The organism is Streptomyces sp. NPDC054834, from assembly GCF_053611185.1.
On record NZ_JBSGZV010000014.1, the window covers coordinates 62500 to 88563 of the forward strand.

At 70.7% G+C, this 26064-nt stretch carries 24 protein-coding genes; 14 read left to right on the top strand and 10 right to left on the bottom strand.

What is annotated here, in order from left to right; all coding sequences use genetic code 11:
* Positions 1 to 85: 85 nt before the first annotated feature.
* Positions 86 to 427: an NUDIX hydrolase gene (locus tag ACWGJM_RS20245; RefSeq protein ID WP_453413057.1), complete on the top strand. Its 342-nt coding sequence runs from the start codon at positions 86 to 88 to the stop codon at positions 425 to 427.
* Here ACWGJM_RS20245 and ACWGJM_RS20250 read toward each other — a convergent pair.
* The 3 genes from ACWGJM_RS20250 to ACWGJM_RS20260 form a co-directional block, all read right to left on the bottom strand.
* Positions 382 to 840: a hypothetical protein gene (locus tag ACWGJM_RS20250; RefSeq protein WP_453413058.1), complete on the bottom strand. Its 459-nt coding sequence runs from the start codon at positions 838 to 840 to the stop codon at positions 382 to 384. The two genes, ACWGJM_RS20245 and ACWGJM_RS20250, sit on opposite strands and share 46 nt — an antisense overlap.
* 247 nt (positions 841 to 1087) lie before the next feature.
* Positions 1088 to 1771 carry an SMI1/KNR4 family protein gene (locus ACWGJM_RS20255; protein WP_453413059.1) on the bottom strand — a complete coding sequence of 228 codons (684 nt, stop codon included), beginning with the start codon at positions 1769 to 1771 and terminating at the stop codon, positions 1088 to 1090.
* Between the two features lie 26 nt (positions 1772 to 1797).
* The gene (locus ACWGJM_RS20260; RefSeq protein ID WP_453413060.1) at positions 1798 to 2211 is read right to left on the bottom strand and encodes a DUF4345 domain-containing protein; all 414 of its coding nucleotides are present in this window, start codon (positions 2209 to 2211) and stop codon (positions 1798 to 1800) included.
* 91 nt (positions 2212 to 2302) lie between these two features.
* Here ACWGJM_RS20260 and ACWGJM_RS20265 point away from each other — a divergent pair, with 91 nt between their 5' ends.
* From ACWGJM_RS20265 to ACWGJM_RS20295, 7 genes are all read left to right on the top strand, one after another.
* Complete coding sequence (locus ACWGJM_RS20265; RefSeq protein WP_453413061.1) at positions 2303 to 2932, top strand: TetR/AcrR family transcriptional regulator; 630 nt, start codon at positions 2303 to 2305, stop codon at positions 2930 to 2932.
* A 322-nt stretch (positions 2933 to 3254) separates the two neighbouring features.
* Positions 3255 to 4817: a Re/Si-specific NAD(P)(+) transhydrogenase subunit alpha gene (locus ACWGJM_RS20270; protein ID WP_453413062.1), complete on the top strand. Its 1563-nt coding sequence runs from the start codon at positions 3255 to 3257 to the stop codon at positions 4815 to 4817.
* Between the two features lie 6 nt (positions 4818 to 4823).
* Positions 4824 to 6290 carry a Re/Si-specific NAD(P)(+) transhydrogenase subunit beta gene (gene pntB, locus ACWGJM_RS20275; protein ID WP_453413063.1) on the top strand — a complete coding sequence of 489 codons (1467 nt, stop codon included), beginning with the start codon at positions 4824 to 4826 and terminating at the stop codon, positions 6288 to 6290.
* 529 nt (positions 6291 to 6819) lie between these two features.
* The gene (locus ACWGJM_RS20280) at positions 6820 to 6954 is read left to right on the top strand and encodes a hypothetical protein (RefSeq protein ID WP_453413064.1); all 135 of its coding nucleotides are present in this window, start codon (positions 6820 to 6822) and stop codon (positions 6952 to 6954) included.
* Positions 6947 to 8479 carry an FAD-dependent monooxygenase gene (locus ACWGJM_RS20285; protein WP_453413065.1) on the top strand — a complete coding sequence of 511 codons (1533 nt, stop codon included), beginning with the start codon at positions 6947 to 6949 and terminating at the stop codon, positions 8477 to 8479. Before ACWGJM_RS20280 ends, ACWGJM_RS20285 begins: the two co-directional genes overlap by 8 nt.
* Positions 8480 to 8680: 201 nt before the next feature.
* Entirely contained in the window at positions 8681 to 9415 is a 735-nt protein-coding gene (locus tag ACWGJM_RS20290) for a class I SAM-dependent methyltransferase (RefSeq protein ID WP_453413066.1), read from the top strand.
* 153 nt (positions 9416 to 9568) lie between these two features.
* Complete coding sequence (locus ACWGJM_RS20295) at positions 9569 to 9937, top strand: VOC family protein (protein ID WP_453413067.1); 369 nt, start codon at positions 9569 to 9571, stop codon at positions 9935 to 9937.
* A 59-nt stretch (positions 9938 to 9996) separates the two neighbouring features.
* On the opposite strand, the gene ACWGJM_RS20300 is transcribed toward ACWGJM_RS20295, so the two are convergent.
* From ACWGJM_RS20300 to ACWGJM_RS20325, 6 genes are all read right to left on the bottom strand, one after another.
* On the bottom strand, positions 9997 to 10497 hold the full coding sequence (locus tag ACWGJM_RS20300; RefSeq protein ID WP_453413068.1) for a hypothetical protein: 501 nt from the start codon (positions 10495 to 10497) through the stop codon (positions 9997 to 9999).
* 119 nt (positions 10498 to 10616) lie between these two features.
* Positions 10617 to 11069: a hypothetical protein gene (locus ACWGJM_RS20305; protein WP_453413069.1), complete on the bottom strand. Its 453-nt coding sequence runs from the start codon at positions 11067 to 11069 to the stop codon at positions 10617 to 10619.
* A gap of 399 nt (positions 11070 to 11468) precedes the next feature.
* On the bottom strand, positions 11469 to 15407 hold the full coding sequence (locus tag ACWGJM_RS20310) for an nSTAND1 domain-containing NTPase (protein ID WP_453413070.1): 3939 nt from the start codon (positions 15405 to 15407) through the stop codon (positions 11469 to 11471).
* A gap of 575 nt (positions 15408 to 15982) precedes the next feature.
* On the bottom strand, positions 15983 to 16750 hold the full coding sequence (locus ACWGJM_RS20315; protein ID WP_453413071.1) for an ABC transporter permease: 768 nt from the start codon (positions 16748 to 16750) through the stop codon (positions 15983 to 15985).
* Positions 16747 to 18225 (bottom strand): ABC transporter permease subunit, encoded by a 1479-nt coding sequence (locus ACWGJM_RS20320; protein ID WP_453413072.1) that lies wholly within the window; start codon positions 18223 to 18225, stop codon positions 16747 to 16749. Before ACWGJM_RS20320 ends, ACWGJM_RS20315 begins: the two co-directional genes overlap by 4 nt.
* Positions 18222 to 19154 (bottom strand): ABC transporter ATP-binding protein, encoded by a 933-nt coding sequence (locus ACWGJM_RS20325; protein ID WP_453413073.1) that lies wholly within the window; start codon positions 19152 to 19154, stop codon positions 18222 to 18224. Before ACWGJM_RS20325 ends, ACWGJM_RS20320 begins: the two co-directional genes overlap by 4 nt.
* A 129-nt stretch (positions 19155 to 19283) precedes the next feature.
* Between ACWGJM_RS20325 and ACWGJM_RS20330 the strand changes: the two genes are divergently transcribed.
* Together ACWGJM_RS20330 and ACWGJM_RS20335 are read left to right on the top strand one after the other, a co-directional pair.
* On the top strand, positions 19284 to 19946 hold the full coding sequence (locus tag ACWGJM_RS20330) for a response regulator transcription factor (RefSeq protein ID WP_453413074.1): 663 nt from the start codon (positions 19284 to 19286) through the stop codon (positions 19944 to 19946).
* On the top strand, positions 19943 to 21034 hold the full coding sequence (locus ACWGJM_RS20335) for a sensor histidine kinase (protein WP_453413075.1): 1092 nt from the start codon (positions 19943 to 19945) through the stop codon (positions 21032 to 21034). Before ACWGJM_RS20330 ends, ACWGJM_RS20335 begins: the two co-directional genes overlap by 4 nt.
* A 169-nt stretch (positions 21035 to 21203) precedes the next feature.
* Here the strand turns inward: ACWGJM_RS20335 and ACWGJM_RS20340 are convergent, their stop codons facing one another.
* Positions 21204 to 21695: an FBP domain-containing protein gene (locus tag ACWGJM_RS20340; RefSeq protein WP_453413183.1), complete on the bottom strand. Its 492-nt coding sequence runs from the start codon at positions 21693 to 21695 to the stop codon at positions 21204 to 21206.
* A 71-nt stretch (positions 21696 to 21766) separates the two neighbouring features.
* Here ACWGJM_RS20340 and ACWGJM_RS20345 point away from each other — a divergent pair, with 71 nt between their 5' ends.
* From ACWGJM_RS20345 to ACWGJM_RS20360, 4 genes are all read left to right on the top strand, one after another.
* The gene (locus tag ACWGJM_RS20345) at positions 21767 to 22336 is read left to right on the top strand and encodes a TetR/AcrR family transcriptional regulator (RefSeq protein WP_453413076.1); all 570 of its coding nucleotides are present in this window, start codon (positions 21767 to 21769) and stop codon (positions 22334 to 22336) included.
* A 92-nt stretch (positions 22337 to 22428) separates the two neighbouring features.
* Entirely contained in the window at positions 22429 to 23607 is a 1179-nt protein-coding gene (locus tag ACWGJM_RS20350; protein WP_453413077.1) for a GDSL-type esterase/lipase family protein, read from the top strand.
* Between the two features lie 122 nt (positions 23608 to 23729).
* Positions 23730 to 23957 (top strand): alpha/beta hydrolase, encoded by a 228-nt coding sequence (locus ACWGJM_RS20355; protein WP_453413078.1) that lies wholly within the window; start codon positions 23730 to 23732, stop codon positions 23955 to 23957.
* A gap of 183 nt (positions 23958 to 24140) precedes the next feature.
* Positions 24141 to 26039 (top strand): SMI1/KNR4 family protein, encoded by a 1899-nt coding sequence (locus ACWGJM_RS20360; RefSeq protein ID WP_453413079.1) that lies wholly within the window; start codon positions 24141 to 24143, stop codon positions 26037 to 26039.
* Positions 26040 to 26064: the final 25 nt, after the last annotated feature.

Below are 26064 nucleotides of genomic sequence, written 5' to 3' on the forward strand. Positions count from 1 at the left end.
GCGGCGGCGAACTGCCGTTCCACTGTCACACGGAGACGTGTGACCTGCCCGACGAGTCGGTAACGCCGGGCCTGCGTTGTCGGCTATGCCCGCACACAACCAGCCTTTCAGCGTGGATCACAACGTCGAGCTGCCCGTTTCCGCGCCCGGCGAGCTCTGGGCCGTGGGGGCTGTCATCCTCAACCACGACGGTGAAGCCTTCGCCCAGAAGCGAAGCCCGAACCGCCGCTTCTACCCTGACCCCTGGGACATCGTCGGCGGCCATGTCGAGCCCGGAGAGCCCCCTCCTTGTGCTCACTGGAAGCAGGGGCGGCCTGCGCAGGTCAGGCAGTCGGCAGGGCGATTGCTGTCCCGGCTGCTGTGCCGAGGCCGAGAGCCCGTCTACGCGTCAAGCTCGTTGGCGCGAGGAGCCTTTCCGTACTTGTAGCGGTTGAAGAGAAGCTGGGCGGAGCAGACGACAGAGCAGGCCAGCCCTGCGTACAGCAGGGGCGGGGCCCAGAACCACACCTCTTCGGTGCTGCGGCCGCTGGTCCAGTGGCAGGTGATGGACGGAGGGAAGCTGTCCACGTTCACCGATGTCAGGCTGTAGTCCCGGCCGGCATCCATGTACACGCCGTCGCCGGTCTTGTCCCCGCATACGTCAAGCGGGTTCGTGAAGGCGAGCCCGTAGACGGTTCCGGCCCCATAGGCGGCGATCGCTGCCGCGATCCCGATCACAGCCCAGCGGGCCGGCCGCAAGGGCTTCCTCCTGGTCACCCACAACGCGTACGGGACTGCCCCAACGGCAAAGAGGAGGAGGGTGATTGCGGGCGGGCCGAAGAATGTGAACAGAGACACCATGCACCCTGACGTTACTTCGGGCGGAGGAATCGCTGCCGGTTCGCCCGGCACTCAGCCCGTCGGATCCTTATCCGTGGAGGCGAGGATGCGGCCACCCACCAGGACCGCTCCGTCTTCCCTGTACCGGGTCAGACCGCCGTTGCCCTGGTAGTGCTCACTCGTACGCGACCGGGGACCCCCCGCGCAGTAGTCCCTGGCCCGACGCCGACATGGACAGCCCGGTCGTCATCGGAAACCTCGACCGCGATCAGCGATAGTCGTTGAGCCACTCGCCCGGGATCAGGTCACGAACGCGGTCGAGGTCCTCTGCCGTTCGACCACGGGCCAGAATGGCCATGCCGTCGTCGTCGCGCAGCAGGACGTCCTGGCCCAGGAACCATCGGGTCCCGCTCACCTCCTCACCGGCGGGATATGCCGGGAACGGCAGCCGGACGGAGCTCGCCTCCAGCAGCTCGATGCTGTCATCATCCGGGTCAAGAAAGTCGCACAGCTCTTCACCGGCATGCAGGGACTCGGACAAAACGATCTCGACGAAGCAGAGGGACAGACGCTCGAGCCAGTCCTCCCACCGTTCTGCGCTCTTGTCGGCAAGGTCAAGCCGGATGAACACCGCGGGGTCGTCATCCTGGAGGCTGTCGAGGAGGATGCCCCAGGATGCGACTCCCTGGTTCTCGTGACGGAAGACCAGAGCCTCCCTGGCCTCATCCACATACAGTTCGGCCGGGCTGAGCAGCACATCGTGATTGCTGGTGAGATCCTTCCGGCGCCCGAGCAGCAGATACGCCTCGCACATCGCGACCGGCAGCCGGAAACCCAGCCGCTCCTCGGCGGCGTCGAGATCCGCCTGCGTCCATCCGTCGCCCTTTTCGAGGGCGCCGGCCCAATGGGCGGCGAAGCCCTGGACGAGGCTCGACTCCTTTGCCGGGCGCACGCTTCGTGCCTTCGGTCGTGGCGCGTTCATCGCCCGGCGGGCACGGTCTCCGCGTCGCTGCGCCAAGCTCGTTCCCCTGCGGCGGCCAGCCAGAAGAAAACAGGCGGCAGGCTGAGCTCGATCACCGCCAGTGCGGTCTGGAACCACTGCGGCCAGCCGTGAACGGCGAGCGAAATCAGCCGACCCACCCCGCCCAACAGAAAGACGCCGGCCAGCCACCGCACCGCCCGGGCCGGGACAGGCCGCTGCCGAGCGGTCCAGAGCCAGGCCAGCCCGTAGCCGACGAAACTGGCCCCCATGAACCGGCCCCAGCTGTCGACCGTCGTGCCGGCGGAACCTGCGCCGGGGATCGCCGCGTTACCGAGTACTACATGAAACACACCGATCACCACGCAGGCCCAGCCCATCAGCTGTGCGAGTACCCGAAGAACCCTTGCCACGGTCCCTCCCAGCGCGCCTCAACGGATTCTTAGTTGACATGCGTCTACTAGACTCGTGCGCCAGTAGACACATGTCAAGTAATGTGCGTCCATGCCTCCCCGCCAGCGACTCAGCCCCACCGATCGCCGCGCCCAACTCCTCGCCGTCGGAGCGCAGCTCTTCGCCGCACGCCCGTACGACGACGTGCTGATGGAGGAGGTCGCCAAAGAGGCCGGCATCTCCAGAGCCCTGCTCTACCGTCACTTCCCCAGCAAGCACGCCCTCTTCGCGGCCGTCTACCAGCAGGCGGCGGATCAACTGCTCGCCGAAACCCGGCTCGACCCCGCCGACTCCCTGGTGGAGCAGCTAATCCAGGGCATGGACGTCCATCTCGACTACTTCATGGCCAATCGCAACGCCGTGCTCGCCGCGAACCGGGTGCTCGTGGGCGACCCGGTGATTCAGTCGATCATGACCAACGAGCTGGACGCACTCCGTACGCGGCTGCTGGCCGTACTCCCACTCGCGGACGAAAGCGCCCGCGAGGCAGTGTCCGCCGTCCTGAAGAGCTGGCTGGTCTTCGTCCAGGTCCTCTGCGTCGACTGGCTCACCCACGAGACCTGCACCCGCACCCAGCTCCGCGACACCTGCATCGGCGCGCTACTCGGTGGCCTTCGGCCACTGCTCGCCGACGACTCCACCCACGAGTGGCCGCCACAGCGGCCCGACGCGAACGCCTAGTTCACGTCCACCGACAGCATCGCGATACCGCCGAGCAGCGGTAGTTGAGAAGCATGCGCATGGTGGGTGACGCATGCCCCTCGCCGCCGCCCTCGCGATCCGCCACTGGCGCGGCCGCGACTGACACCCGTCGGCGCCCCTGGGGCCGGGCGCAGGTGTGGTGGGTGTGGTCGCCGAGTGAAATACATCGGGGCCGTATTTGTCGGCTCGGGTGACTTTGACGGGTAGGTTTCCTGCGGCCCGCGTCCATGGGAACGACTTCTGTGGACGCCCTTTGAACGCGGATACCCGTCACCCCTCCTCCCAGGAGTGAACACGAGACATGTCTGCACAAGAATCTGCGCAACACCCACCCCAGCGCGTCGGCGTCGTGGTCGAGTCCGTTTCCGGAGAGACCCGTGTCGCGGCGACGCCGACGACGGTGCGTCAACTGCTCGGCCTCGGTTACGAGGTGGTGGTGGAGTCCGGGGCCGGCGCGGCCTCCGGCTTCAGCGACCAGGCCTACCTCGATACCGGCGCCGAGATCGGCCAGGCCTGGAACGCGGATGTCGTCCTGAAAGTGAACTCTCCCTCCGACACGGAGATCACCCGGCTGCGGGAAGACGCGACCGTGGTCGCCCTGCTGGCCCCGGCACAAAGGCCCGAGCTCCTTCAGACACTGGCTGCTGCCGGGGTGACCGCGCTGGCGCTGGACGCGGTACCACGTATCTCACGGGCTCAGTCGATGGACGTGCTGTCGTCGATGGCGAACATCGCCGGCTACCGGGCGGTCGTCGAGGCCGCGCACGCCTTCGGCCGGTTCTTCACCGGCCAGGTCACCGCGGCGGGCAAGGTGCCACCGGCGAAGGTGCTGGTCGCCGGCGTGGGCGTGGCCGGACTGGCGGCGATCGGCGCCGCCTCCAGCCTCGGCGCGATCGTGCGGGCCACCGACCCGCGGCCGGAGGTCGCGGACCAGGTGAAGTCGCTGGGCGGCGAGTACCTCCCGGTGGACGTCGCCCAGGAGAGGAGCACCGATGGCTACGCCAAGGCGACCTCCGCCGACTACGACCGTGCCGCCGCCGAGCTCTACCACCGGCAGGCCGCGGACGTGGACATCGTGATCACCACCGCGCTGATCCCGGGCCGGCCGGCGCCGCGTCTGCTGTCCGCCGAGGACGTGGCCGTCATGCAGCCGGGCAGTGTCATCGTCGACATGGCCGCAGCCCAGGGCGGCAACGTCGAGGGAACCGTGCCGGGGCGCGCGGTGGTCACGGACAACGGTGTCACCATCATCGGCTACACCGACCTCGCCGCCCGGCTGCCCGCCCAGGCCTCGCAGCTCTTCGGCACCAACCTGGCGAACCTGCTGAAACTGCTCACACCCGGCAAGGACGGGCGGCTGACGATCGACTTCGACGACGCCGTGCAACGGGCCGTGACCGTGGTGCGGAACGGCGACGTCATCTGGCCGCCGCCGCCCGTGGCCGTCTCGGCCGCGCCCGCCGTACCGCCGGAGGCCGTGCCCGCCGCGCCCGAACCCGACCCGAAGCAACCGAAGCTGACGCCCGCACGGCGCTACGGCCTGATCGCGCTCGGCATGCTCGCCATGTTTCTGCTGGTGGCCTTCGCACCCGCCCAACTCGCGGGAAACTTCACCGTGTTCGCCCTGGCGGTCGTGATCGGCTACTACGTCATCGGCAAGGTGCACCACGCGCTGCACACGCCCCTGATGTCGGTGACCAACGCGATCTCCGGGATCGTCGTGATCGGTGCCCTGCTGCAGATCGGACACGAGAGCCGGATCGTCACCGCGCTGTCCTTCGTGGCGATCCTGCTGACGAGCGTGAACATCTTCGGAGGTTTCGCCGTCACCCGCCGCATGCTGTCCATGTTCTCGAAAGGCTGAGCCGAGATGACCCCACTGACGGCCTCCCACGCTGCCGACCTGGTCGCCGCCCTGTTGTTCATCCTCAGCCTGGCCGGCCTGTCCCAGCACCGCACCTCCCGCGCCGGCGTCGTCTACGGCATCGCCGGCATGGTCCTCGCACTGGTCGCCACGGTCGTGGTGGCGGCGCAGAGCATCACCGCCGGGGCGGTGGCCCTGATCTTGCTGGCCATGGCGCTCGGCGCCGTGATCGGCCTGTGGCGGGCCCGCCGTGTCGAGATGACACAGATGCCCGAACTGATCGCGGTGCTGCACAGCTTCGTCGGCCTCGCCGCGGTGCTGGTGGGCTGGAACAGCTACCTGGAGGTGGACGCGCACGGCACGGCGCAGACCCGGATCGGCGCCGACCTGCTCGGCATCCACCACGCCGAGGTTTTCATCGGCGTCTTCATCGGCGCGGTCACCTTCACCGGCTCGATCGTCGCGTTCCTGAAGCTCTCGGCGCGCATCAAGTCCCGTCCGCTCGTACTGCCGGGCAAGAACGCGCTGAACCTCGGCGCGCTCGGTGCCTTCGCGGTACTGACCGTCTGGTTCACGATCAGCCCGAACCGGGCACTGATGATCGCGGTGACGGTGCTGGCGCTGGCGCTCGGCTGGCACCTGGTCGCCGCGATCGGCGGCGGCGACATGCCCGTGGTCGTCTCCATGCTGAACAGCTACTCGGGCTGGGCGGCGGCCGCGGCCGGCTTCCTGCTCGACAACAACCTGCTCATCGTCACGGGCGCGTTGGTGGGCTCCTCCGGCGCCTACCTGTCCTACATCATGTGCAAGGCGATGAACCGATCCTTCCTCTCCGTCATCGCGGGCGGTTTCGGCATCGAGGCGCCGTCCGGTCGCGAGGAGGAACAGGGCGAGCATCGAGAAGTGCGGGCCGCGGAGGCGGCCGAGATGCTTGCCCGGGCCCGCTCGGTGATCATCACTCCCGGTTACGGCATGGCCGTCGCCCAGGCCCAGCACCCCGTGGCGGAGCTGACGCGTCGGTTGCGCGAGCGGGGTGTCGAGGTCCGCTTCGGCGTCCACCCCGTCGCCGGGCGCCTGCCCGGGCACATGAACGTCCTGCTGGCCGAGGCGAAGGTCCCCTATGACATCGTCCTCGAGATGGACGAGATCAACGATGACTTCGCCGACACCTCCGTCGTGCTGGTCATCGGCGCGAACGACACCGTCAACCCGGCCGCGACCGAGGACCCGGCCAGTCCCATCGCCGGCATGCCGGTGCTGCGGGTCTGGGAGGCGGACCAAGTCGTCGTCTTCAAGCGCTCCATGGCCTCCGGTTACGCGGGCGTGCAGAACCCGCTCTTCTTCCGGGAGAACAGCAGCATGCTGTTCGGCGATGCCAAGCAGAGCGTCGAGGAGATCCTGCGCGCGCTCGGCATCCACGACGGCCATGAGGCGACCCGCGCCACGCGCCAGGCGACGGCGGCCGGCCGGTGACGTGGGGCTCGGCCGGTTGCGACGTCCCCTGAAGCGGGGGGGGGGTAACCGGCTGAGCCGCCCATGGCCTGCCCGAGGAGAAGGCGATACTCAAGTCCGGCCGGGTCTCCGGCGTTCGGAGACGGTCCGGTTGGGTGGAGAGGCCGGGGAAGAGCCGCACGAGCATCCGCCATCCGGGTGTCACGGCCCACCAGGATGCACGGCTGGCCGGCCTCGATGCCGTAGATGATGACGCGTGCCGCCTGTGGGGCAACGCTGAGCATCCGGGCTCCGCCGACAGCAGGCCGGCGTCATGAGCGAAGAGCCTCTGGCAGTGCTGCGACGAAGGATGCCTGGGCCGTTCCGCCGTCCTGCACTGGGCCCGCGGCTGGTTTCCCCGCCAAGGTCTTCCGCTCAGCGACGAGGTGACGTGTCGGTCATCTGTCGGGGCTGTCGGCCGGATGTCGGCGAAGTGTCGGCGGGGCTTGGGATCTTTCTCGCGGTCCTGCCGAAGGAGCATCGGCAGGCGTGCGACACACAAGGAGTCACCATGATCAGTGACGTCACCCTCGTCGGCGCCGGGCTTGGAGGAGTGCCCCTCGCCCGCGTTCTCCACGGCGACGACGCACCCCACGGCCTGTTCACCGCATTCACCGGCTTCGGGAAGGGGAACACCCATGCATGATGTGGTGATCGTGGGCGCCGGCCCGGTCGGCCTGTTCCTGGCCTGCGAGCTTGGCCTCGCGGGCTGCTCGGTCCTGGTCCTTGAGCGGGAGGCGGAGCCCCGCTCCCCCCGGAAGGCGGTCCCGCTCGGGACGCGAGGCCTGTCCGCCGCATCGGTTGAGGCGTTCTACCGCCGCGGGTTGCTACGTCCGCTGCTGACGGCGTCCGGCGTCGACGACGGTGCGGGCGCGCACTCCGACGCGGACGAGCTGTCACCCCCTCGTCGCGCGGGTCACTTCGCCGGCATGATGCTCGACCCGGCCAAGGTCGACGTCACTGCCCTGCCGTTCCGGCTGCCCAGCCCGGCAACGGAGGGCGTGATGACAAGCCTCGAAGCGGTCGAGACGGTGCTGTCGAAGCAGGCGTCCAAGCTCGGCGTGGAGGTCAGGCGCGGCGTCACAGTCTCCGCCATCGCCCAGGACGATGAGACCGTGGTCGCGCAAGCCGGTGAGGACGAGTACGCGGCGCGCTGGCTCGTCGGCTGCGACGGCGGACGCAGTACGGTGCGCGGGGTCGCGGGCTTCGACTTCGTCGGCACCGAGCCCCAGCTCACCGGTTACGCCGTTTTCGCCTCCATCGCCGATCCTGAGAAGCTGCGCCCTGGGTTCAACCTGACACCGACAGGCATGTACCTCCAGACAGCCGTGAACGGGCACCTCGGCATCATGGAACTCGACGGCGGCGCGTTCGACCGCTCGCAGCGGCTGACCCGCGAACACCTCCAGGCAGTCCTGCGCCGGGTGTCCGGCACCGACGTGACGCTGAGCGAGGTCCATCTCGCCTCGAGCTTCACCGATCGGGCCATGCAGACGACGACTTACCGGCAGGGGCGCGTCCTGCTCGCGGGCGACGCCGCCCACATTCACTCCCCTCTCGGAGGACAGGGACTCAACCTCGGCCTCGGCGACGCCATGAACCTGGGATGGAAGCTGGCAGCGACCGTGCGGGGGAACGCGCCGGCCGGGCTTCTCGACACCTACACCCACGAGCGCCATCCGATCGGCGCACGGGTACTGGACTGGTCGCGAGCCCAGGTGGCGGCCATGCGGCCGGACCCGCACTCCCAGGCGATCCAAAAAGTGATACGCGACCTGATCGACACGGGTGACGGAACGACCTACGTGTTCGACAGGATGTCGGGCTTGGCGAACCACTACGATTTCGGCAGCAAGCACCCCCTGGTCGGCCGCAACGCCCCGGACTTCCGTCTGGAGGACGGCACTCGCCTCGGCGACCTGCTGGAAGACGGACGAGGCGTCGCACTCGATTTCAGCAGCGACCGATGCCTGCACGGTTCGGCGCTGGGCTGGGAGAGCCGGATACGTCATGTGGCCGGGCCGGCGAGGAACGACCTCACATTGGGTGCCGTGCTTGTCCGACCTGACGGCGTAGTCGCCTGGGCAGATGATCGCGACCCTGATCGTGAAGCGTTTGAACGGGCCGCTGGTCATTGGTTCGGCACTCCTGGAACCTCTGTGTCGGCCTGAGACTCGGCTCGTTGATGGCCGGAGGGCGCTCTCTGGGCATGCTGCCACGCGGCGGGAGCGCCCTGCGGCCCGGCCATCCGGGTCGGCCGGCTCTGCAAGGGTGCCGTGCCGGAGCAAGCTGTCCATGAGCACCAGCGACAGCCCGCCCGGCACCGCCCTGGCCATGGAGCCGCGGAGCCGGTGCCGCGTACCTTCGACTACATGGCTGACGAGTGCTTCGGACATCCACGGCTCGCCGCGATCTATGACCCGCTTGACCCTGATCGCAGCGATCTTGACGCGTACGTCCATATGGCCGAACAGGTCGCAGCACGTCGCGTGCTGGACATCGGCTGCGGGACAGGAGTGTTCGCCCTTCTCCTGGCTGATCGCGGGATCGAGGTTGTCGGGGTCGACCCCGCCGAGGCGTCCATTGAGGTAGCCAAGGGCAAGCCGGGCAGTGAACGGGTGCGGTGGATCTGCGGTGACGTGTCGGTACTTCCACCGTTGCAGGTCGATCTGGCGACCATGACGGCGAACGTGGCTCAGGCCATCGTGGATCCGAAGATGTGGCAGGAAACTCTGAGGAGAGCGTACGAATCACTGGCGCCGGGCGGGCGCCTCATGTTCGAGACCCGGGATCCGGCCAGGCGCGCCTGGGAGGAGTGGAACAGGGAGGATTCATACCGCGTGACGGAAATCCCCGGCGTTGGCGCGGTCGAGAGCTGGGCCGAGGTGACCGACGTAAGCCGGCCGCTGGTGACGTTTCGGTGGACCTACGTGTTCGCTGCGGACGGGCAAGTGCTGACGTCGGATTCGACGTTGCGCTTCCGCGAGCGGAAGGACGTTGAGACCGACCTGTTCGCGCAGGGGTATGTGGTCGACGATGTGCGTGAAGCTCCTGACCGTCCGGGCCGGGAGTTCGTCTTCCTCGCGCGGCGTCCGGAGACAGGCTGAGCGTGGTGCTGAAGATGAGCCTTCGCCAGGGAGCATCCGATTTCAGCTGCCCCATTGTGCGGCCTACGGTCCTCGCCCAGCGGCCCGGCCGGGCGAGGCGAGGGCCCCAGAACCCCATCGCACCTTCTCGTCTCGCCCGGTACGGTCTCGAGTGTGTTCCCCCTGCGGGGAGCCCAAGAGCAGGTTTTCGTCAAGGCGCGGTTCTGGTGCGAGGTCCTGGACGTCGTAGTGCTCGATCGCGAAGAGGACGGCAGCCTCGAGATCGGGCCGCGCGACGGATCCGACGGTCCGCAGCCGACGATCTTCCTCAGCCGCAGGGACGAGCCGGAGCAGGGGAAGCTCCGGCTGCACATCGACGTCAGCGCCACCGACCGCGATCAGGACGCCAAGCTCGAACGCCTCCTGAAGCTCGGGGCGCGCCCGGCCGACGTCGGCCAGACCGGCGAGGAGCCCTGGCACGTTCTTGCCGACCCCGAGGGCAACGAGTTCTGCCTGCTCAAGGCCCGCCTCACCCCGCTCTGACGGCTCGCCGGCGAGCCGGGCCCAGCGGTTGGCGGTGACGGGGCCGATGCCGACGACGGTCAGCAGTTGCGGATGGACCAGACCGGGTCCCAGTTGTAGAAGTGGTTGGCTCGGTCCGGCGTGAAGGAGTGCAGCACCCTTCCTTGCTGGTCGTAGAAGTAGGACGTGACGTTGCCGGTCTGGTTGTCGAAGTAGCCGCCGTCACCCTGCCAGTTGAACAGCTGGTAGGCGCTGCACGCGGCAAGGTGGTACTGCCGCCACTTGCCCGACGCCGGGTTCCATACGGCCGGGCAGAGGACACCGTTGCTGCACGGCGCGGGGAACGAGCCGGGCACGTACTCCGAGTATCCGGCCGCAGGCGCGATGGAGGGCGCGACAGCTTTCACGCCCACGGGGAGCCGGGGAGCGGGCGGGAGCGGGCGCGGCGTTGACGGCTGGGCTCGGGCACCGTCGCCGGACGGCGAGCCGGCGGTCGCGGAAGCGGCCGCTGCGGCCGGGGTGAATCCGGCCAGCAGGGCCGTCAGGCCGGTTATGGCGACGAGGAGGCGTTTGACACGCATGGTGACGGATCTCCTTGGGTCGATGGGCGCAGGTTCGGATGTGGAACAGGGCCTGCTTCGGCATGGCGGCGCGGTCGGACGCGCCCCTGTCCCGGCCGTCGGTGTGGGGTGCGGGCGGGTCAGCAGTAGCCGATCTTCTTGTAGCCGACGTAGAACTCGCCCCTGTTGTTCACACTCGCGTTGGTCCCCAGGCCGGTGACGTTGTGGGCCCCGACGATGCGCCCGATCCGCCCCTGGGAGACGCTGTTGATGTCCACCGTCGGCGCGGCGGCCGCATGGAAGACGAAGGTGGCCGAGGCGTCGCCGGGGGCACGTGTGCCGCTGGCGTAGCAGGCGCTTCCGTTCGTGCGGCGGAGCACGAGATCGCCGTTGTCCTGCATCGTCACCGAGTAGCCGCTGTTGCAGATGGCCTGGTTGACCCCCAGCGTTCCGGAGAACGATGTGCCGACGCAGGTGACCGCCGCCGCGCTCGTAACGCTGGCGGGCACGTGCGCGGACGCGGTCCCGGACCAACACAGCGTCGCGGCGAGAGTCGCCAACACCAGGGTGCGGATGCGTGGCTTGCGCTTCATGGCACTGTCCTTTCCTGAGGAACGGCGTCGATGGGCCGCTGGTCCGGCCCGCCCCGTCCCGACTCGCTTGAGCGGCGCCCCGGTTCGTCGGGGCGGGGATGGAGGAGGTCGCCCGAACGACGTCTGCGCGATCTCGCGCTTCGGCTCGTCGGGGCCCCCGTGGCCTGCTCCGTCCCCGGCACCGGTATAGCCCGTTGACGTTGTCCGACGTCGAGACAAGGACGCCGAACAATCAACCGCCGTACAAAGGGCCCTGTCGCACGGTTCGGGCGGGGGCGCGTCCGGCGAGGGCGCCTCCGGCAGTGGGCGCGGCGAGCCACGGGTAGGGCCGCTGTGTACCGGACACGGTCGTCGTACGGGACGGCGGTCTTCCCCGCGGTCCTGCGTGGCGGGTCTGCTCTACGGCCCGGCCGCCGGAGCTTTCGCCGCTGGGCAGGGGGCCCGGTAGGAGAGGCCCGGCAGGTACTGGTGCCAGTCGGCGGTGCCAAGGACCGAGCCGCCCACGTCGCGACAGACTCGTGTGGCCGCCCGCTTCGGATCGGGATCCCAGAGCAGCGCGGTCCAGTCCTCACTGCCAGTTGCGACAAGGCGGCCGTCGGGGCGGAAAGCCACCGCGTCCACTTGTTTGGTGTGTCCGGTCAGCACCGCCAGTTCGGCCGGCCGGTGCGGATCACGGACGTCCCACATCCGCACGGTCCGCTCGCTCGCGGTGAGCAGGGTGCCGCCGTCCGGGGCGAAGGAGACGGCCTTGACCGGTCCGGCGTAGTCGCCGAGGGCGGCGATCGGCCGGGGCGCGGTGCGCCGGGTGATGTCCCACAAACGCACCACCCGGTCGTCCCCGCCGGTGGCCAGGGTGCGGCCATCGGGAGCGAAGGCGACCGTCTTGACCGCGTCGTGGTGACGGTCGAGTACGGCCAGTGGACGCGGCCGGCCGGGGCGGCTCACGTCCCAGAGGCGGGCCAGATGGTCCCGGCCGGCGCTGGCCAGCATGCGGCCGTCGGGGCTGAACGCCACCGACTCCACCTCGTCGCGGTGGGCCGGCACCACGGACAGCGCCCGGGGCCGCCGCGGGTCACCGGTGTCCCAGAGCCGTACGGTCCCGTCGCCGTCGCCGGCGGCGAGAAGGCGGCCGCCCGGTGCGAAGGCGACGGCGTTCACCGCGTCCGTGCCGCCGGTCACGCGGGCCAGCGGGCGCGGTGTGCGGGGATGGCCGACGTCCCACAGGCGGACGGTCCGGTCCAGGCTCGCGGAGGCGAGCACCGGCCGGCGCGGGTCGAAGGCGACCGCGTTGACGGCGGCGGCGTGTCCGGGCAGAACGGCCAGCGGACGTGAGCGGAAGGGGTGGGCGACATCCCAGAGTCGTACGGAGCGGTCGTAGCTGCCGGTGGCCAGGGTGCGGCCGTCCGCGCTGAAGGCGACCGTGTACACGGAACTCGTATGGCCGGAGAGGGCGGGGAGCGGAAGGTTCCACAGGCGTGCCGTCTGGTCGCTCGCGCCGGTGGCCAGGGTGCGGCCGTCAGGGCTGAAGGCCGCCGAAGTGACGTACCCCGTATGACCGCTGAGGACCCCCAGCAGCCGGACGGTCGTCCGGTCGCCGGGCCGGACGCCGGTGTCCCACAGCCGGACGTCGGCGTCGACGCCCCCGCTGGCCAGGGTGTGGCCGTCCGGAGCGAAGGCGAGCGCGAAGACGGTGTCGGTGTGGCCGGTGAGGACGGTCAGCGGACGGGGCCGCTCCTCGGACCGGAGCGTCGCAGGATTCCACAGGCGTACGACGCGGTCGTCGCCGCCGGTCGCGAAAGTACGGCCGTCGGGGGCGAAGGCCACGGCGTTGGCGGGCGGCAGTTGCACCGTCTCCGCCGCCTTCACGGCCTGAGCGCCCCCGCGGGTCGAGGTGCGGGCCAGGTGCCACAGCCGGGTCCCGGCCGGTCCCGCGGCGGCCAGGGCATGCCCGTCCGGGGCGAACGCCAGGGAGCGGACCTCGCCGCCCAAGGTACCCAGGACAGCCGCCGCCGGAGGGCGACCCCGGCTCGCGGCGGGCCACCGGGCGACGGTGCCCGAGGGCCCTGCGGACACGACGGTCCGGCCGTCCGGGCTGAAAGCCACCGCCGCGTGCCCCGGCCCGGCGGCGGGCCGCGGCGGATCCAGTACCGCCCGGGCGCGCGGCCGGTGCGGCGCGCGAAGGTCCCACAGCGTCGTCGTGCCGAGCGCATCGGTCGTGGCCAGCGTCCGGCTGTCGCCGCTGAACGCCATCGCCCGGACGCCCACCGCCGGGGCGCCCTCGGTCGGGGCGCCCGCGGTCGGGGCGGGCAGGACGATGGGCGGGTGGGTGCGGTGCGGTGCGGCGACGTCCCAGAGCCGTACCGTCCGGTCCGCTCCGGCGGCCGCGAAGAGACGCCCGTCGGGGCTGAAGGCCACGGCGTCCACCTTGTCCTTGCTTCTGAGCTGGGTGGCGTACGGTGTGGCGTACGAGCTGAGCAGGGCGCCCCGCGCGGCGGCGGTCGGGTGCAACCGGTAGGCGGCGAGCGCCAGTTGGAGAGCGAGGGCCGGATCGGTGCGGCGCAGCGCTTCGGCCTGCTGCGCGACCTGGCGGGAGACCGCGATGTCGCGCTGCTGCTGGGCCTGATCCCGGGAGACGAGAGCGAATCCCGTGGCCGTGGCGGTGCCCAGCAGCAGGACGGCGAGCAGCACGAGGAGCGTTCGCATCCGCCGGGCACCGCGCAGCGCCGCCGCCCGCGAGGCGGCCCGGGCAGCCAGACTTGCCGTGAGGAACCGGCGCTCCCGCTCGCTCAGCGCGTCCTCGCCCCAGTCCGCCGCCCATTCCGCGGCCTGGTCCAGACGGACGCCACGGTACAGGGCGCCGGGGTCGTGCTGGACGGCTTCCCAGGCGGTGGCGGCCTCGGTGAGCCGCCGGTGGATCCGCAGCCCCTCACGGTCCTCGGCCAGCCAGCCGCGCAGCCTTGGCCAGCGGCGGATCAGGGCCTCGTGGGCGATCTCGACGCCGTCCTGGTCCAGCACAAGGAGCCGGGCGCGCGCGAAGCGCTCCAGCACGGTCGCGGTGTCCGTGCCGGGGAAGTCCAGTTCCGCGCGGTCCACCCGGCGCTTGGTGTCCTCGGTGCCCTCGCCGGGTGCCGTGAGTCGCAGCAGCACATTGCGGGCGACCCGCTGCCCGTCCGGGTCCAGCGCCGCGTACACCGTCTCGGCCGTGCGGGCGAGGGCGCCGTCGATACCGCCGGTCGCCCGGAAACCGGCCAGGGTCAGGGCGTTGCCGCGCCGTCGCCGCCAGGTCTCCAACAGGGCGTGCGAGAGCAGCGGAAGCACCGCGGCCTGGTCCTTCGCCTGGGCGACCAGTTCCGCCAGCAGCGCTCCCTCGACAGTCAGCCCGGCGCGGACGGCGGGCCTGGTGATGGCCCGGCCCAGCTCGTCGGTGGTCATGGGACCGATCCGGACCTGGGCCTCGCCCACCGCCTCGACCAGCCGGGGATGATCGGTGCAGTGGGCGTAGAAGTCGGCCCGCACACCCACCACGATCCGGCAGCGGCTGTTCGCGGCATGGGCCGCGGTGATCAGCGCCTCGATGAAGGCGCCGCGCTCGACAGGATCCTCGCACAAGGCGAAGACCTCCTCGAACTGGTCCACGACGAGCAGGAGTTCCGCCTCCGTCGGCCGCCCGGCCAGGGCATGGAGCACCGCCCGGTGCAGGGTCCGCGGATCGCGCACCAGGGCGTCGTGCAGCTCGCCGGGGGACTCACCGGTATGGGCGGCCAGCACCGCCGCGCACTCCTCCACAGGATGCGCACCCGGAGTGACCGCCACCACCGGCCAGTCGGGGTGTTCCGCCGGCCACTGCGAAAGCAGCCCGGCGTACAGCAGCGAGGACTTGCCCGCGCCTGACGCCCCGACCAGGGTGGTGAACCGGCACGCCGTCACCTGCCGCGTCAGCTCCGCCAGCAGCCGCTCACGGCCGAAGAACCACTCGGCCTCCTCGGTACGGAAGGCCAGCAGCCCCGCGTACGGCGCGTTCTTCTCCTCCGGCGCGCCGTCCGGGCCGGGCGGCTCCATGCCGTCCCCGGCCGCGACCTCCTCCGCCGCGACTCGCCAGTGCTCCTCCCACACGGCGGGGTCGGCATCGCAGGCCCGGGCGAAGGCGACCACCACCGCGAGGCTGGGCAACTGCCGTCCCGCGGCCGCCGCCGACAGGGTGGAGGCCGAGTAATGGGCGGTCTTGGCCAGTTCCCGGTAGGTCGGGTTCCCTGCCTCCCGCCGTAATCGGCGCAGCCCCGCCGCCAGTCGCAGCAGTGGTCCGTCCCCCTCCTCCAGCGGACGTTCCCTCCTCGGCACGCCGACACCCCCTTCCGATCCCGTCCGTCCCGCTGACCAGCACCAGCATCCCAGGGCCGTGTGGACGCTCACGCGATTCCCCAGGCAGAAGTTCACGTAAATTCCCCAGGCCCTGTGGTGAGCCGGCGGGAAGGGCGTGCTTCCTTGCGCCATCGACGATCCGGCCCGCACCGTTGCGAACCAGGAATGGCCTTCGAGCCGTCGGTCCGCACGGCGGCCAAGAGGGCCTCTCATGTCGTCGCTGCCCGCTGCGCAGTCCTGGCCGTGCGTCCTCAGAACTTCCAGGCTGATCCTGCGTCCGGCCGAATCCGCTGACGTGTCTGAGTTCACCCGGTTGTGGACCGACACCGATGTCCGGCGTTTCCTCGGCGGCCCGGTCGCAGAGGAGCAACTTCGGGGCCGGCCTTGCGGACCTTGCTCGCAGTCTCCTCCAGGAACCACGTGCAGAAGGCGCGGAACTGTGGCCCGTCGTAGAAGTCCGTCCCGTCGACGCGCTCCTTCACCGGGTGACGGCTCGCCCATAGGACGCCTGGACACGCGGTGATGAACGTGTCCGTCCATGCCACCCGGTGCGGTCATGTGTCGCGCAATCGGAGCAGAATGGTGCCGGCGAGGAGTGTGCCGGCTGACCACGCGGCGAGCACGCCCAAGCCGGCCCAGGGGCCGATGGGCAACTGGCGTATGTCCGTGGTCGCTTGGATGGCCAGTCCGGCGCTCATCGGCGCGACCTGTTCGAGCAGGCGGTGCAGGTGCGGGTCGGTCACCATCTGGGTGAGGACCGGTGGGAGGTAGAGCAGTCCGAGGACGGTTCCGATCGCGGCGGCGGAGTCACGCACGACCGCCGCGACGCCGAGGCTGAGGATCGCGATGAGCACCAGGTAGGCCACCGAGCCGGCGCCGGCCCGCAGGATGGGGCCATCGGTGAGTGAGAGGCGCGGGTATCCGTGGCGGGGCGTGACGATCCCGGCGACCACAAGGGAGGCGAGCAGGGTAGGACTCCCGATGGCGGCCACCGCGACGGTGAGCACGACTGCCTTGGCCGCCAGCACCGTCGGGCGCCTCGGGACAGTGGTCAAGGTGGTGCGGATCAGCGCGGTGCTGTACTCGCCGCTGACAGTGAGCACGGCCAGTACCGCGACCGGGGCCTGTCCCAGGTACACGCCGCTGAGGACGAGCCGGGTGGGGTCGATGCCGCAGCCGGCTTGCGGGCAGGTGGCGATGGCGGACACCGCGGCGCCCAGCGCCACGGTGACGGTCGCGGTGGCCAGGAGCAGCCACGCCGGGCCGGGCGTGGTGCGCAGTTTCGTCCACTCCGCACGTACGGCGTTCAGCGCGGTGCTCATGCGTCCCTCCGGTGCAGCAGGACGGCGGCCAGGGCGAGGGTGAGCGCGGTGTAGCCGCACAGCACGGCCAGGCCGGCCCAGGGTGGCAGCGGGTAGTAGCCGTAGGCGGGGGTGTAGACGCTCTCGACCTGCGGGTAGCGGGTGACGGTCTGTTGCACGGCCAGGGCGGCGGCGGGGGTGACCCGGGTGAGCCACTGCGCCATGGGTGGTGGCAGGAACGGGATCAGTGCCAGCAGGTACGGGAGCACGGTGGCCCCGACGACGGTGGTGACCGCGGTCGCGCTGCGTCGCAGGACGGTGCCGACGCCCAGGGCGAAGACGGCGGTGACAGCGAGCACGGCGGCGGTGCCGGCCTCGGCGCGGAGGAGGACGCCCGGCGCGGTCGGGAACACGTAGAGGCCGAGGCTGCGCACCAGCCGCAACCACAGCGGCAGCGCGAGGACCGTGGCGGCCAGGCTCGTGGCGAACGTGACGCCGCCGAACACCAGGGCCTTGACCGCGAGGACCCGGCCCCGACGCGTGCCGGCGCTCAGGGTGCTGCGGATCAGCCCGTATCGGTACTCGGTCGTGATCATGAGGGTGGCCACGACGACGACCACGATCAGCGCCGGGAACGTCCCGACGAGCAGGTCGCCGGCGGCGACTCCGACGGGGAGGTCGCCGCGGGTGGCCGGGGCGAGGTCGCCGGCGCCGGTCACGGTGAATCCGTCGCCGGTCGAGGTGAACCCGCCGGAGCCGCCCCGCGGATAGCCGGAGAAGGTGGCGGTGCGGGCTCCTTCCTGATCGCCGGTCCAGGTGCCGGCGGGCCAGCCACCCGCCAGTTCCGGGAGGCCGAACCCGGCGGTTGCCATGTCGGGGGCCGTGCCGGGACCGTGCGCCCGCTGTGGGCAGGCCACGAACAGGCCGGCCTGGACCGTGTTGGTGAGACCGGGCAACCGAACGGTGCCGAGCCGGCTCCAGGTCGTACCGTCTGTCGACGCTTCGCCGGTGATCGTGTCACCGGAGCGGGTCAGCCGGAGCCGGCGCACCGCGGCGGGGGACACGGCCCCGGGCAGCCCGGCGCGGTCGTGGAGGTAGTCGTGCTGCATCCGCACCCCGTGCCCACCGGTGACCATGATCGCGGCGTAGCGGGAGCCGGACTCCGGTCCCGCGGTGATGATCAGTCCGGCTTTCGCCCACGGCGCGGCCGCGCCGCTGTCTCCGGCGCCCGGGGACGTCAGTGAGGTGACCGTGACGGTGATCCGGCCGTCTCCGGACAGGGGGCGGTGCACGAAGTAGAACGCGTCGACGACCGGTCCGCCGTCCGGCCCGATCGGGACCGGCGACTTCTGTTCGGGCGCCCCGCCGCTCAACCCGGTGAGGGGGAACAGCGCGATCATCAGGGCCGCGACCGCGCTGCCGAGCACCCAGCCGGGTACCGACCGGAACTTGGTCCATTCCGCGCGCACCAGGCGCAGCATCGGCGGCCGGCTCACGACGCCGCTCCGGTCGCGGCGGCGCGGTATTCGACCGCCTCGCGGGTCAAGTCGAGGTACACCTCTTCCAGGGTGGCCCGGTGTGGTGCGAGTTCGGAGAACGGCGTCCCGGCGGCGGTGAGCACCGCGGCGACCTGCTCGGCGGCAAGCCCCCGCACGGCAAGTACGTCCGTGTCCGCGTGGGTCACCTGTGCGCCCGCGGTGGACAGTGCCGCGGCGGCCGGCCGCGGCGTGCTGGTACGCACCCGCACCCGGTCTCCGGAGGCGGCCGCGATCAGGTCGGTGACGCTGCTGTCGGCGATGACCCTGCCGCGGCCGACCACCACCAGGTGGTCGGCCATGCCTTGCAGCTCGCTCATCAGATGGCTGGACACCAGCACGGCCCGTCGCTGCCCGGCCAGATCACGCAGGAAGCCGCGCAGCCACACGATGCCTTCGGGGTCCATGCCGTTGAACGGCTCGTCCAGCATGATCGCCGGCGGATCGGCCAGCAACGCGGCGGCGATGCCGAGCCGTTGCCGCATGCCCAACGAGTACCCGCCGGCGGGGCGACGGCTCGCCGAGACCAGTCCCATCTGCTCGACGACCTCGTCGACGCGGCGGCGGCCCAGGCCCTGCGACTGCGCCAGCCACAGGAGGTGGTTGCGTCCGGTCCGGGCAGGGTGCAGCGCGGACGCGTCCAGCAGCGTGCCCAGGTGCCGCAGCGGGCTGCGCAGGGACCGGTAGGGCCGGCCCCCGACCAGGGCCCGCCCCGCGTCGGCGGTGTGCAGACCCAGAATGATCCGCATGGTGGTGGACTTGCCGGCGCCGTTGGGCCCGACGAAGCCGGTCACCCGCCCCGGGCCGGCCGTGAATGTCATCCCGTCCAGCGCTGTTGTCGACCTGTACCGCTTCCGCAGTCCGGCGACCTCGATCGTGGCATCAGTCATGGCACCGTTTTGTATGCCGAAGGCGGTGACAGCCCGGTACGTTCGGCTGTCACCGGGTTGTCACCCGCGGGCTGGCATCGTGGACGCCGGGCCGCGGCGGCGCCCGTACCGGACAAGGAAGTCATGATCATGAGGGTGCTGGTGGTTGAAGATCACCGGACGCTGAACGCGCTGATCACGGCCGGTCTGCGCCGCGAGGCGATGGCCGTGGACTCAGCCCTCGACGGGCACGCCGCGCTGGAACAGATGGCCGCCACCCGCTATGACGTCGTGGTCCTGGACCGCGACCTGCCCGGGGTGCACGGCGACGAGGTGTGCCGCCGGATCGTGGCCGGGGGGACGGGCACGCGCGTGCTGATGCTCACCGCGGCCGGCACCGTCCGCGACCGGGTCGAGGGCCTCGGCCTGGGCGCCGACGACTACCTGCCCAAGCCGTTCGACTTCGCCGAACTGGTGGCACGCATCCGGGCGCTGGGACGGCGCAGCACGCCGGCGCTGCCCCCGGTACTGGACAACGGCGACCTGACCCTGGACCCCAACCGCCGGGTCGCGTTGCGCGCCGGGCGACGGCTGGACCTCAGCCCGAAAGAGTTCGCGGTCCTGGAACACCTGCTCGCCGCCGCCGGCCGCGTCGTCTCCACCGAAGAACTCCTCGAACGAGTCTGGGACGACGCGACCGACCCGTTCACCACCACGGTGAAAACCACAATCGGGCGGCTACGCGCCAAGCTCGGCCGGCCGCCGGTCATCCACACCGTCCGCGAAGCCGGGTACCGGATCGGTGAACAGTGACCCGCCCACCGCCACGCCGCCGGCTGCGCACCCGGCTCGCGCTGCTGCACGCCGGGCTCGCCTTCGCCTGCAGCGTGGTGCTGCTGGCCATGGTGGACCTTCCGCTGTTCAGCGGCAGCCACACCACCCGCAAGCCGGCTTCCGGACAACCCACCGCACCGGTCACCACCAGCAACCTCCCCGAGGTGCTGCGGTACTCCGCCGTCGCACTCGTCGTCCTCGCCGCCGTCTCGGTCGCACTCGGCTGGCTGATCGCCGGACGGGCGCTGCGCCCCCTCCGCCTGATCAGCTTCTCCGCCCGCACCATGTCCGCCAACACCCTGAACAACCGCCTGCGTGTTCCGGCCGCCTACCGGGAGTTCACCGAACTCGCCGACACCCTCGACGGCTTGCTGCAACGGCTGCACGAATCGTTCACCGCGCAGCGGCAGTTCATCGCCAACGCCTCCCACGAGCTGCGCACCCCGCTGACCGTGCAGCGGACCCTGCTCCAGCTCGCCCTCGCCGACCCCGGCGCCACAGCCGACACGCTCCGATCGGCCTGCCACGAACTGATGGACCTCGGCCGGCAACAGGAACACCTGATCGACGCGCTGCTGACCCTGGCCGTCGGCTACCAGGGAATCGACCACTGGGAACGGTTCGACCTCGCCGAACTCGCCGGGAAAGTCGTGGTGGACCACCACGCGGAAGCCGAGCGCCGTGGCATCCGCATCGACACCACGCTCGCTCCGGCCACGGTGACCGGCGATCCGCGTCTGGCCGCCAGCCTGGTCAAGAACCTGGTCGGCAACGCCCTACGGCACAACGTCCCCGGCGGAACCGTCGAGATCGAGACGAGCGCCCCCGGCCGCCTCACGGTCGGCAACACCGGCGCCCCGATCCCCCCGACCGAGATCAACCGCCTGTTCCAACCGTTCCAGCGCCTCGGCACCGACCGCACCGACCACACCGACGGACACGGCCTCGGACTCGCCATCGTCGCCGCCATCGCCCACGCACACCGCGCCGCACTCACCGCACACCCACGGCCGGGCGGAGGTCTCCACATCACCGTCGACTTCCCACCCACGCAACCACCGCAGTAACCAAGCGAGGACGCCGGTCCGGCCGGAGCCACACCGCGCCCCCGTGCACTCTGGGCGGGTGCGCGAGTGCGTCGTGCATGTCACGTGCGGGAGAAGCCGACGGTCCAGCCGCGCGCGATGCGCAGCGGTCGCGGTCGGATGCGCCGGCACCCGATTCCAGCTCGTTGCTTCATGTGGTGACCTTGGCGATGAACGCGGCGAGGTTCCCAACGGTCCGCTGGATCTTCTCCTCCGGGGTGAGCGTCTCGTGGAGCCGTGCGCCCATGCCCGCGTCCTTCTTGCCCCGCACGTACAGCGGGCAGGCCAGGTCGCCGCATATGTAGGCGCCCACGGTGTTGCCCTGCTGTCCGGCCTTGCCGGCTTTCGGGGCGACCATGAGGGAGACGCCTCCGGTGTGGGTGGTCATGCACATCGAGCACATGCTGCGCCGCATCTGCCAGGAGGGGGCACTGGCACAGCGCAGAGCGAGTGCCGTCGGTTGGCCGCCGAGCTCGGTGGCGAGGTAGGCCCGGTCGGGGGCCTGAGGGTCCCGCCAGCCGAGGAAGTCCAGGTCGTCCCACGGCCGCTCGGCCGCATCGCGGGGGACGGACAGGCGCTTCGCCTCGCCCTTGGTGCAGTTCACGAACGCGCTACGGATCTCTTGCTCGGTCAGTGCTTTGATGAGTGGCAGGCTAAATTGCCTAAAAACATTAGGTAACTTCATAATGACTGTCGCTTAGTGGGAGGAAGGTTATGGTTCGAGTAGGGCTGACTCCGGAGCGCCTGACCCGGGCGGGCGCGGAACTCGCCGACGAGGTCGGCTTCGACCAGGTGACCGTTTCGGCGCTCGCCCGGCGGTTCGACGTCAAGGTCGCGAGTCTGTACTCGCACGTGAAGAGCTCGCAGGACCTCAAGACCAGGATCGCCCTGTTCGCGTTGGAGGAGCTCGCCGACCGGGTCGCCGCCGCCCTTGCCGGGCGTGCGGGCAAGGACGCCCTTGTCGCCTTCGCGGACGCCTACCGCGACTACGCCCGGGAGCACCCCGGTCGCTACGACGCCGCCCGGCTCAGGCTCGACCCCGAGACGGCGGCCGCCAGCGCCGGCGTCCGGCACGCACAGATGACGCGTGCCATCCTGCGCGGCTACGACCTGACGGAGCCGGACCAGACGCACGCGGTCCGGATGCTGGGCAGCGTCTTCCACGGCTACGTCAGCCTGGAGATGGCCGGAGGCTTCAGCCACACCGCCGTCGACTCCCAGGAGTCCTGGCTCTGGATCCTGGATTCCCTCGACGCTCTGCTGCGCAACTGGAGGACACCCTGACCAGCAGGGGACTGCACCACCGGAGGCGGTCCGCCGCGCCGCGCACCGGCGTATCCGAACAACCCGTAAACCTTGATCAACAGGCTGGGACAATGAACACCGAGCACCACTGGACCACCACACCCGTCACCAAGGACATCCTGCGCGGTTTCCTCGACCTGGAAGCGACCGCCCACGGCCTGCTCCCGCACCGGCTGCCCGCTCCGGCGCGCCGGCAGATCCCCGACGAGCAACTGGCCGTGGCGGAGGCCCAGCCGTCCGGCGTGCGGCTGGCCTTCCGTACCCGGGCCACCACCATCGAACTGGACACGCTGCCCACCAAACGCGTCTACCGAGGTTTCCCGGCCCCTGCGGACGGCATCTACGACCTGCTGGTCGACGGCCGTCTCGCGGCCCAGGCCACGGTGGCCGGCGGTAACGTCCGCACGATCACCGACATGGTCACCCAGGCCTTCGAACTGCGCGAGGGGCCTGTCGGCACCGCCCGCTTCACCGGTCTGCCGGCGCGTGACAAGGACGTGGAGATCTGGCTTCCGCACACGGAGATCACCGAGCTGATCGCCCTGCGCACCGACGCCCCCGTCGAGCCGGCACCGGACCGCGGGCGCAGGGTGTGGCTGCACCACGGCAGTTCCATCAGCCACGGTTCCAACGCCGCCCACCCGACCGCCGTCTGGCCGGCTTTGGCAGCCGCTCAGGGCGGCGTGGAGCTGGTCAACCTGGGGTTCGGCGGCAGCGCGCTGCTCGACCCGTTCACCGCCCGTGCCATGCGGGGCACCCCCGCGGATCTGATCAGCCTCAAGATCGGCATCAACGTCGTCAACACCGACGCCATGCGCCTGCGCGCCTTCACCCCCGCGGTCCACGGCTTCCTCGACACCATCCGCGAGGGGCATCCGACCACACCGCTGCTGGTCGTGTCCCCCATCCTTTGCCCGGTCCAGGAGGACACCCCCGGTCCCCTCGCGCCCGACTTCGACGGGGGAAGTCTGCGGTTCAAGGCGACGGGCGATCCGGCCGAACGCGCCGCTGGGCGCCTGACGCTCAATGTCATCCGCGACGAACTCGCCCGGATCGTCGAACAGCGGGCCGCTGACGACCCGAACCTGCACTACCTCGACGGCCGTGACCTGTACGGCGAGAGGGACTACGCCGACAACCCGCTGCCTGACGAGGTCCACCCCGACCCCGAAGGACACCGCCGCATCGGCGAGAACTTCGCGCGGTACGCGTTCGGCTCCGGCGGTCCCTTCGCCGGCAAAGCCGCTTGACCACCGCGGTGACGCAGAGCGCGACCGCCACCGGACCGTGCTGCCGGCGAAGTACACACCCGCGATGCACCTTCACACCGGCTCGCGCGTCCCGCACACGCCGCCCCGTACACGCCGTCTCGATGACGCGCCACCCCTGGCTCATCTTGCCCCGCCCCCTGCTGATGATCGCCGGCTCGGAGGCAGAGACCGCCTACTTCAGCCGGGAAGCGATCGAGAAGGCGGCCGAGCCCAAGGAACTGTTCGTCATCGACGGCGCCACCCACATCGGCCTGTACGACAAGGACGAATACGTCACCCCTGCCGTCGCCAGGTTCACCGAATTCTTCGGCAAGCACCTGGCCGGGTAACCGCCCAGCGTCCGAACCGCGCTTGCTGGAGGTCAGCCGGCCGGTGGCCGGCCCGGTGAGCACGATTGGTGAACCAGCGGGCGCGGGCGCCTCTGAAGACGCTGTGTGGGAGGCGGTAGGCCTCGTAGGCGACCTGGCGGCCGCGAAGACGCCGTTGTCGGTGCTGGATGACACCATCCGGTCATGAGTGGTGGTTCTTTCAACTGGCAGGCGTTCCTGCGACGTTGGCAGGATGAGTGGGTTCCGCGCGCGGACGAGGACGAGGACGGCGGGCAGACCGTCGTCCCCCCGGGCAGGCCCGGGGCGGACGAGGCGGCGATCGCCGCGGCCGAGGAGCGGCTTGGGCTGCGGCTGCCGCCCTCGTACCGGGAGTTCCTGGCCGTGAGCGACGGGTGGCACGTGGACGAGACGGCCGGGGTCTATCAGCTCGGCGGCGCCGCGGACATCGGCTGGTTCCAGGATCCGTACGACATGACGCCGTTGTACGAGCAGCATCTGGGCTCCAACCCGAGCAGGGAGGACGTCCTGCTGGCCGGGATGTGGCAGCGGGCGCTACGGCTGGAGACGGACTCCGACATGTCGCACGCCCTGCTCGACCCGGGCGACAGCGACCAGGACGGTGAGTGGGCGCTCTACGTCTACAAGGGCTGGAGCGGTGAACTGCCGGACCGTTACCCGTCGTTCCGCGCGTACATGGAGGCCATGTACCGCGACTTCCACGGCGACCGGGTGGCAAGACCCGACTTCGTGAACGCGACCACGCGCGCCCAGGACGCCCATGTGGAGGAGGCTCGCCTGCTGGCCCTGCGCGGACGGTACGAGGAGGCCCTGCCCCTGCTGGAGGAGGCGCAGTCCTTCGGACGGCCGCAGAGCGCCGTCCTGCTGAACCAACTCCGGCACCTGCTGGCTCCGCGAAACGTGCGCGGGTACGGCAACCTGGTGGCCGACCCGCGCTACCTGCCCGAGATCCTGCCCGTGGAGGCCATGGAGCCGGCACGCGGCGAATGGCGGCTGGGCGGGGACGACCACTGGCTCGGGATGATGTCCGCCCGCGGGGCCGCCCGGGAGACCGCCGAGGCCGTACTGAGCACGATGCGGGACGGCACCCATCGCTACGCGCCTCCCGGTCCATGGGGCCGGGCCGTCGCCGAGGCCCGGGAGTCGGCCCGCTGGGGGGCGACCGACGCCGCGTGGCGGGTGTTGCGGGACGCGCTCCCGCTGTGGGAAACGCCCGGGCCCTCGCTGATCGCCCCGATCGGCCTGCTCGCCGATCCGGTCCTGGGTCCGCTGATCACCCCGGAGCGTGGGCGGGAAATCCTCGCGACACCGCGGGCGGGGGAGAGGGGACCCGCTCCCGAGCCGTTGCCCGATCTCGACCCGCCGGGCCTCGCCTGGCTGACGGAGCCTGCGGCGAACGGGCAGCCGCTCGACGGATACCGCTGTGTCTGGGTCGAGGGGGTCGACCCCGCCCGCCTGCCCGCCCTGATCGGCGAGGAAGGCGCCGAACTGAGCGCACCCGCCGATCCGCGCACGGTGTCCTGGCGGGCGCCCAAGCCCCACGAGCGGCAGGGCGTGGAACTCTGGGAGGACCGGGCCGTGGTCGCCGTCGGCCGCACCGCCGAAGCATGGGCCTTCGCCTTCGACGGCCACTCCCACCGCCACCTGAACAATCGGTTCCTTTCCCCCGCCGCGGCCGCCTCCTCATCCGGTCGCGCGGTGGTGGTGTGGCGCGACCCGAGGCGCTCGATGCCGGGTGACCGCCCGGCCGCGTTCCACCTGTCGGTGGCCGAACAGGGTGAGGAGCTGTACGCGTTCACCGTGCGCGGTACGGAGATCCAGCGCTCCGGCACGATACCCGAGGCCCTGGACCCCGCACGGCTGTTCCATCCGGAGGGCACCGAGCTGGACGGCGAACTGAGTGTGTTGCAAGCCCTGCACACCGAACTCGGCCTCTCGCTGCCCCGCTTCGCGTTGACCCAGGGCAGGCTTTGCACTTTCACCACCCGCTCCTGGACCCGGGCGCCACGCGCGGGCGAAGGGTTCGCCTACGCCTACGTCGGCTTCGCACGGCCTCAGCTGTGAACTCGGGCGGGCCCGCACCCTGGCG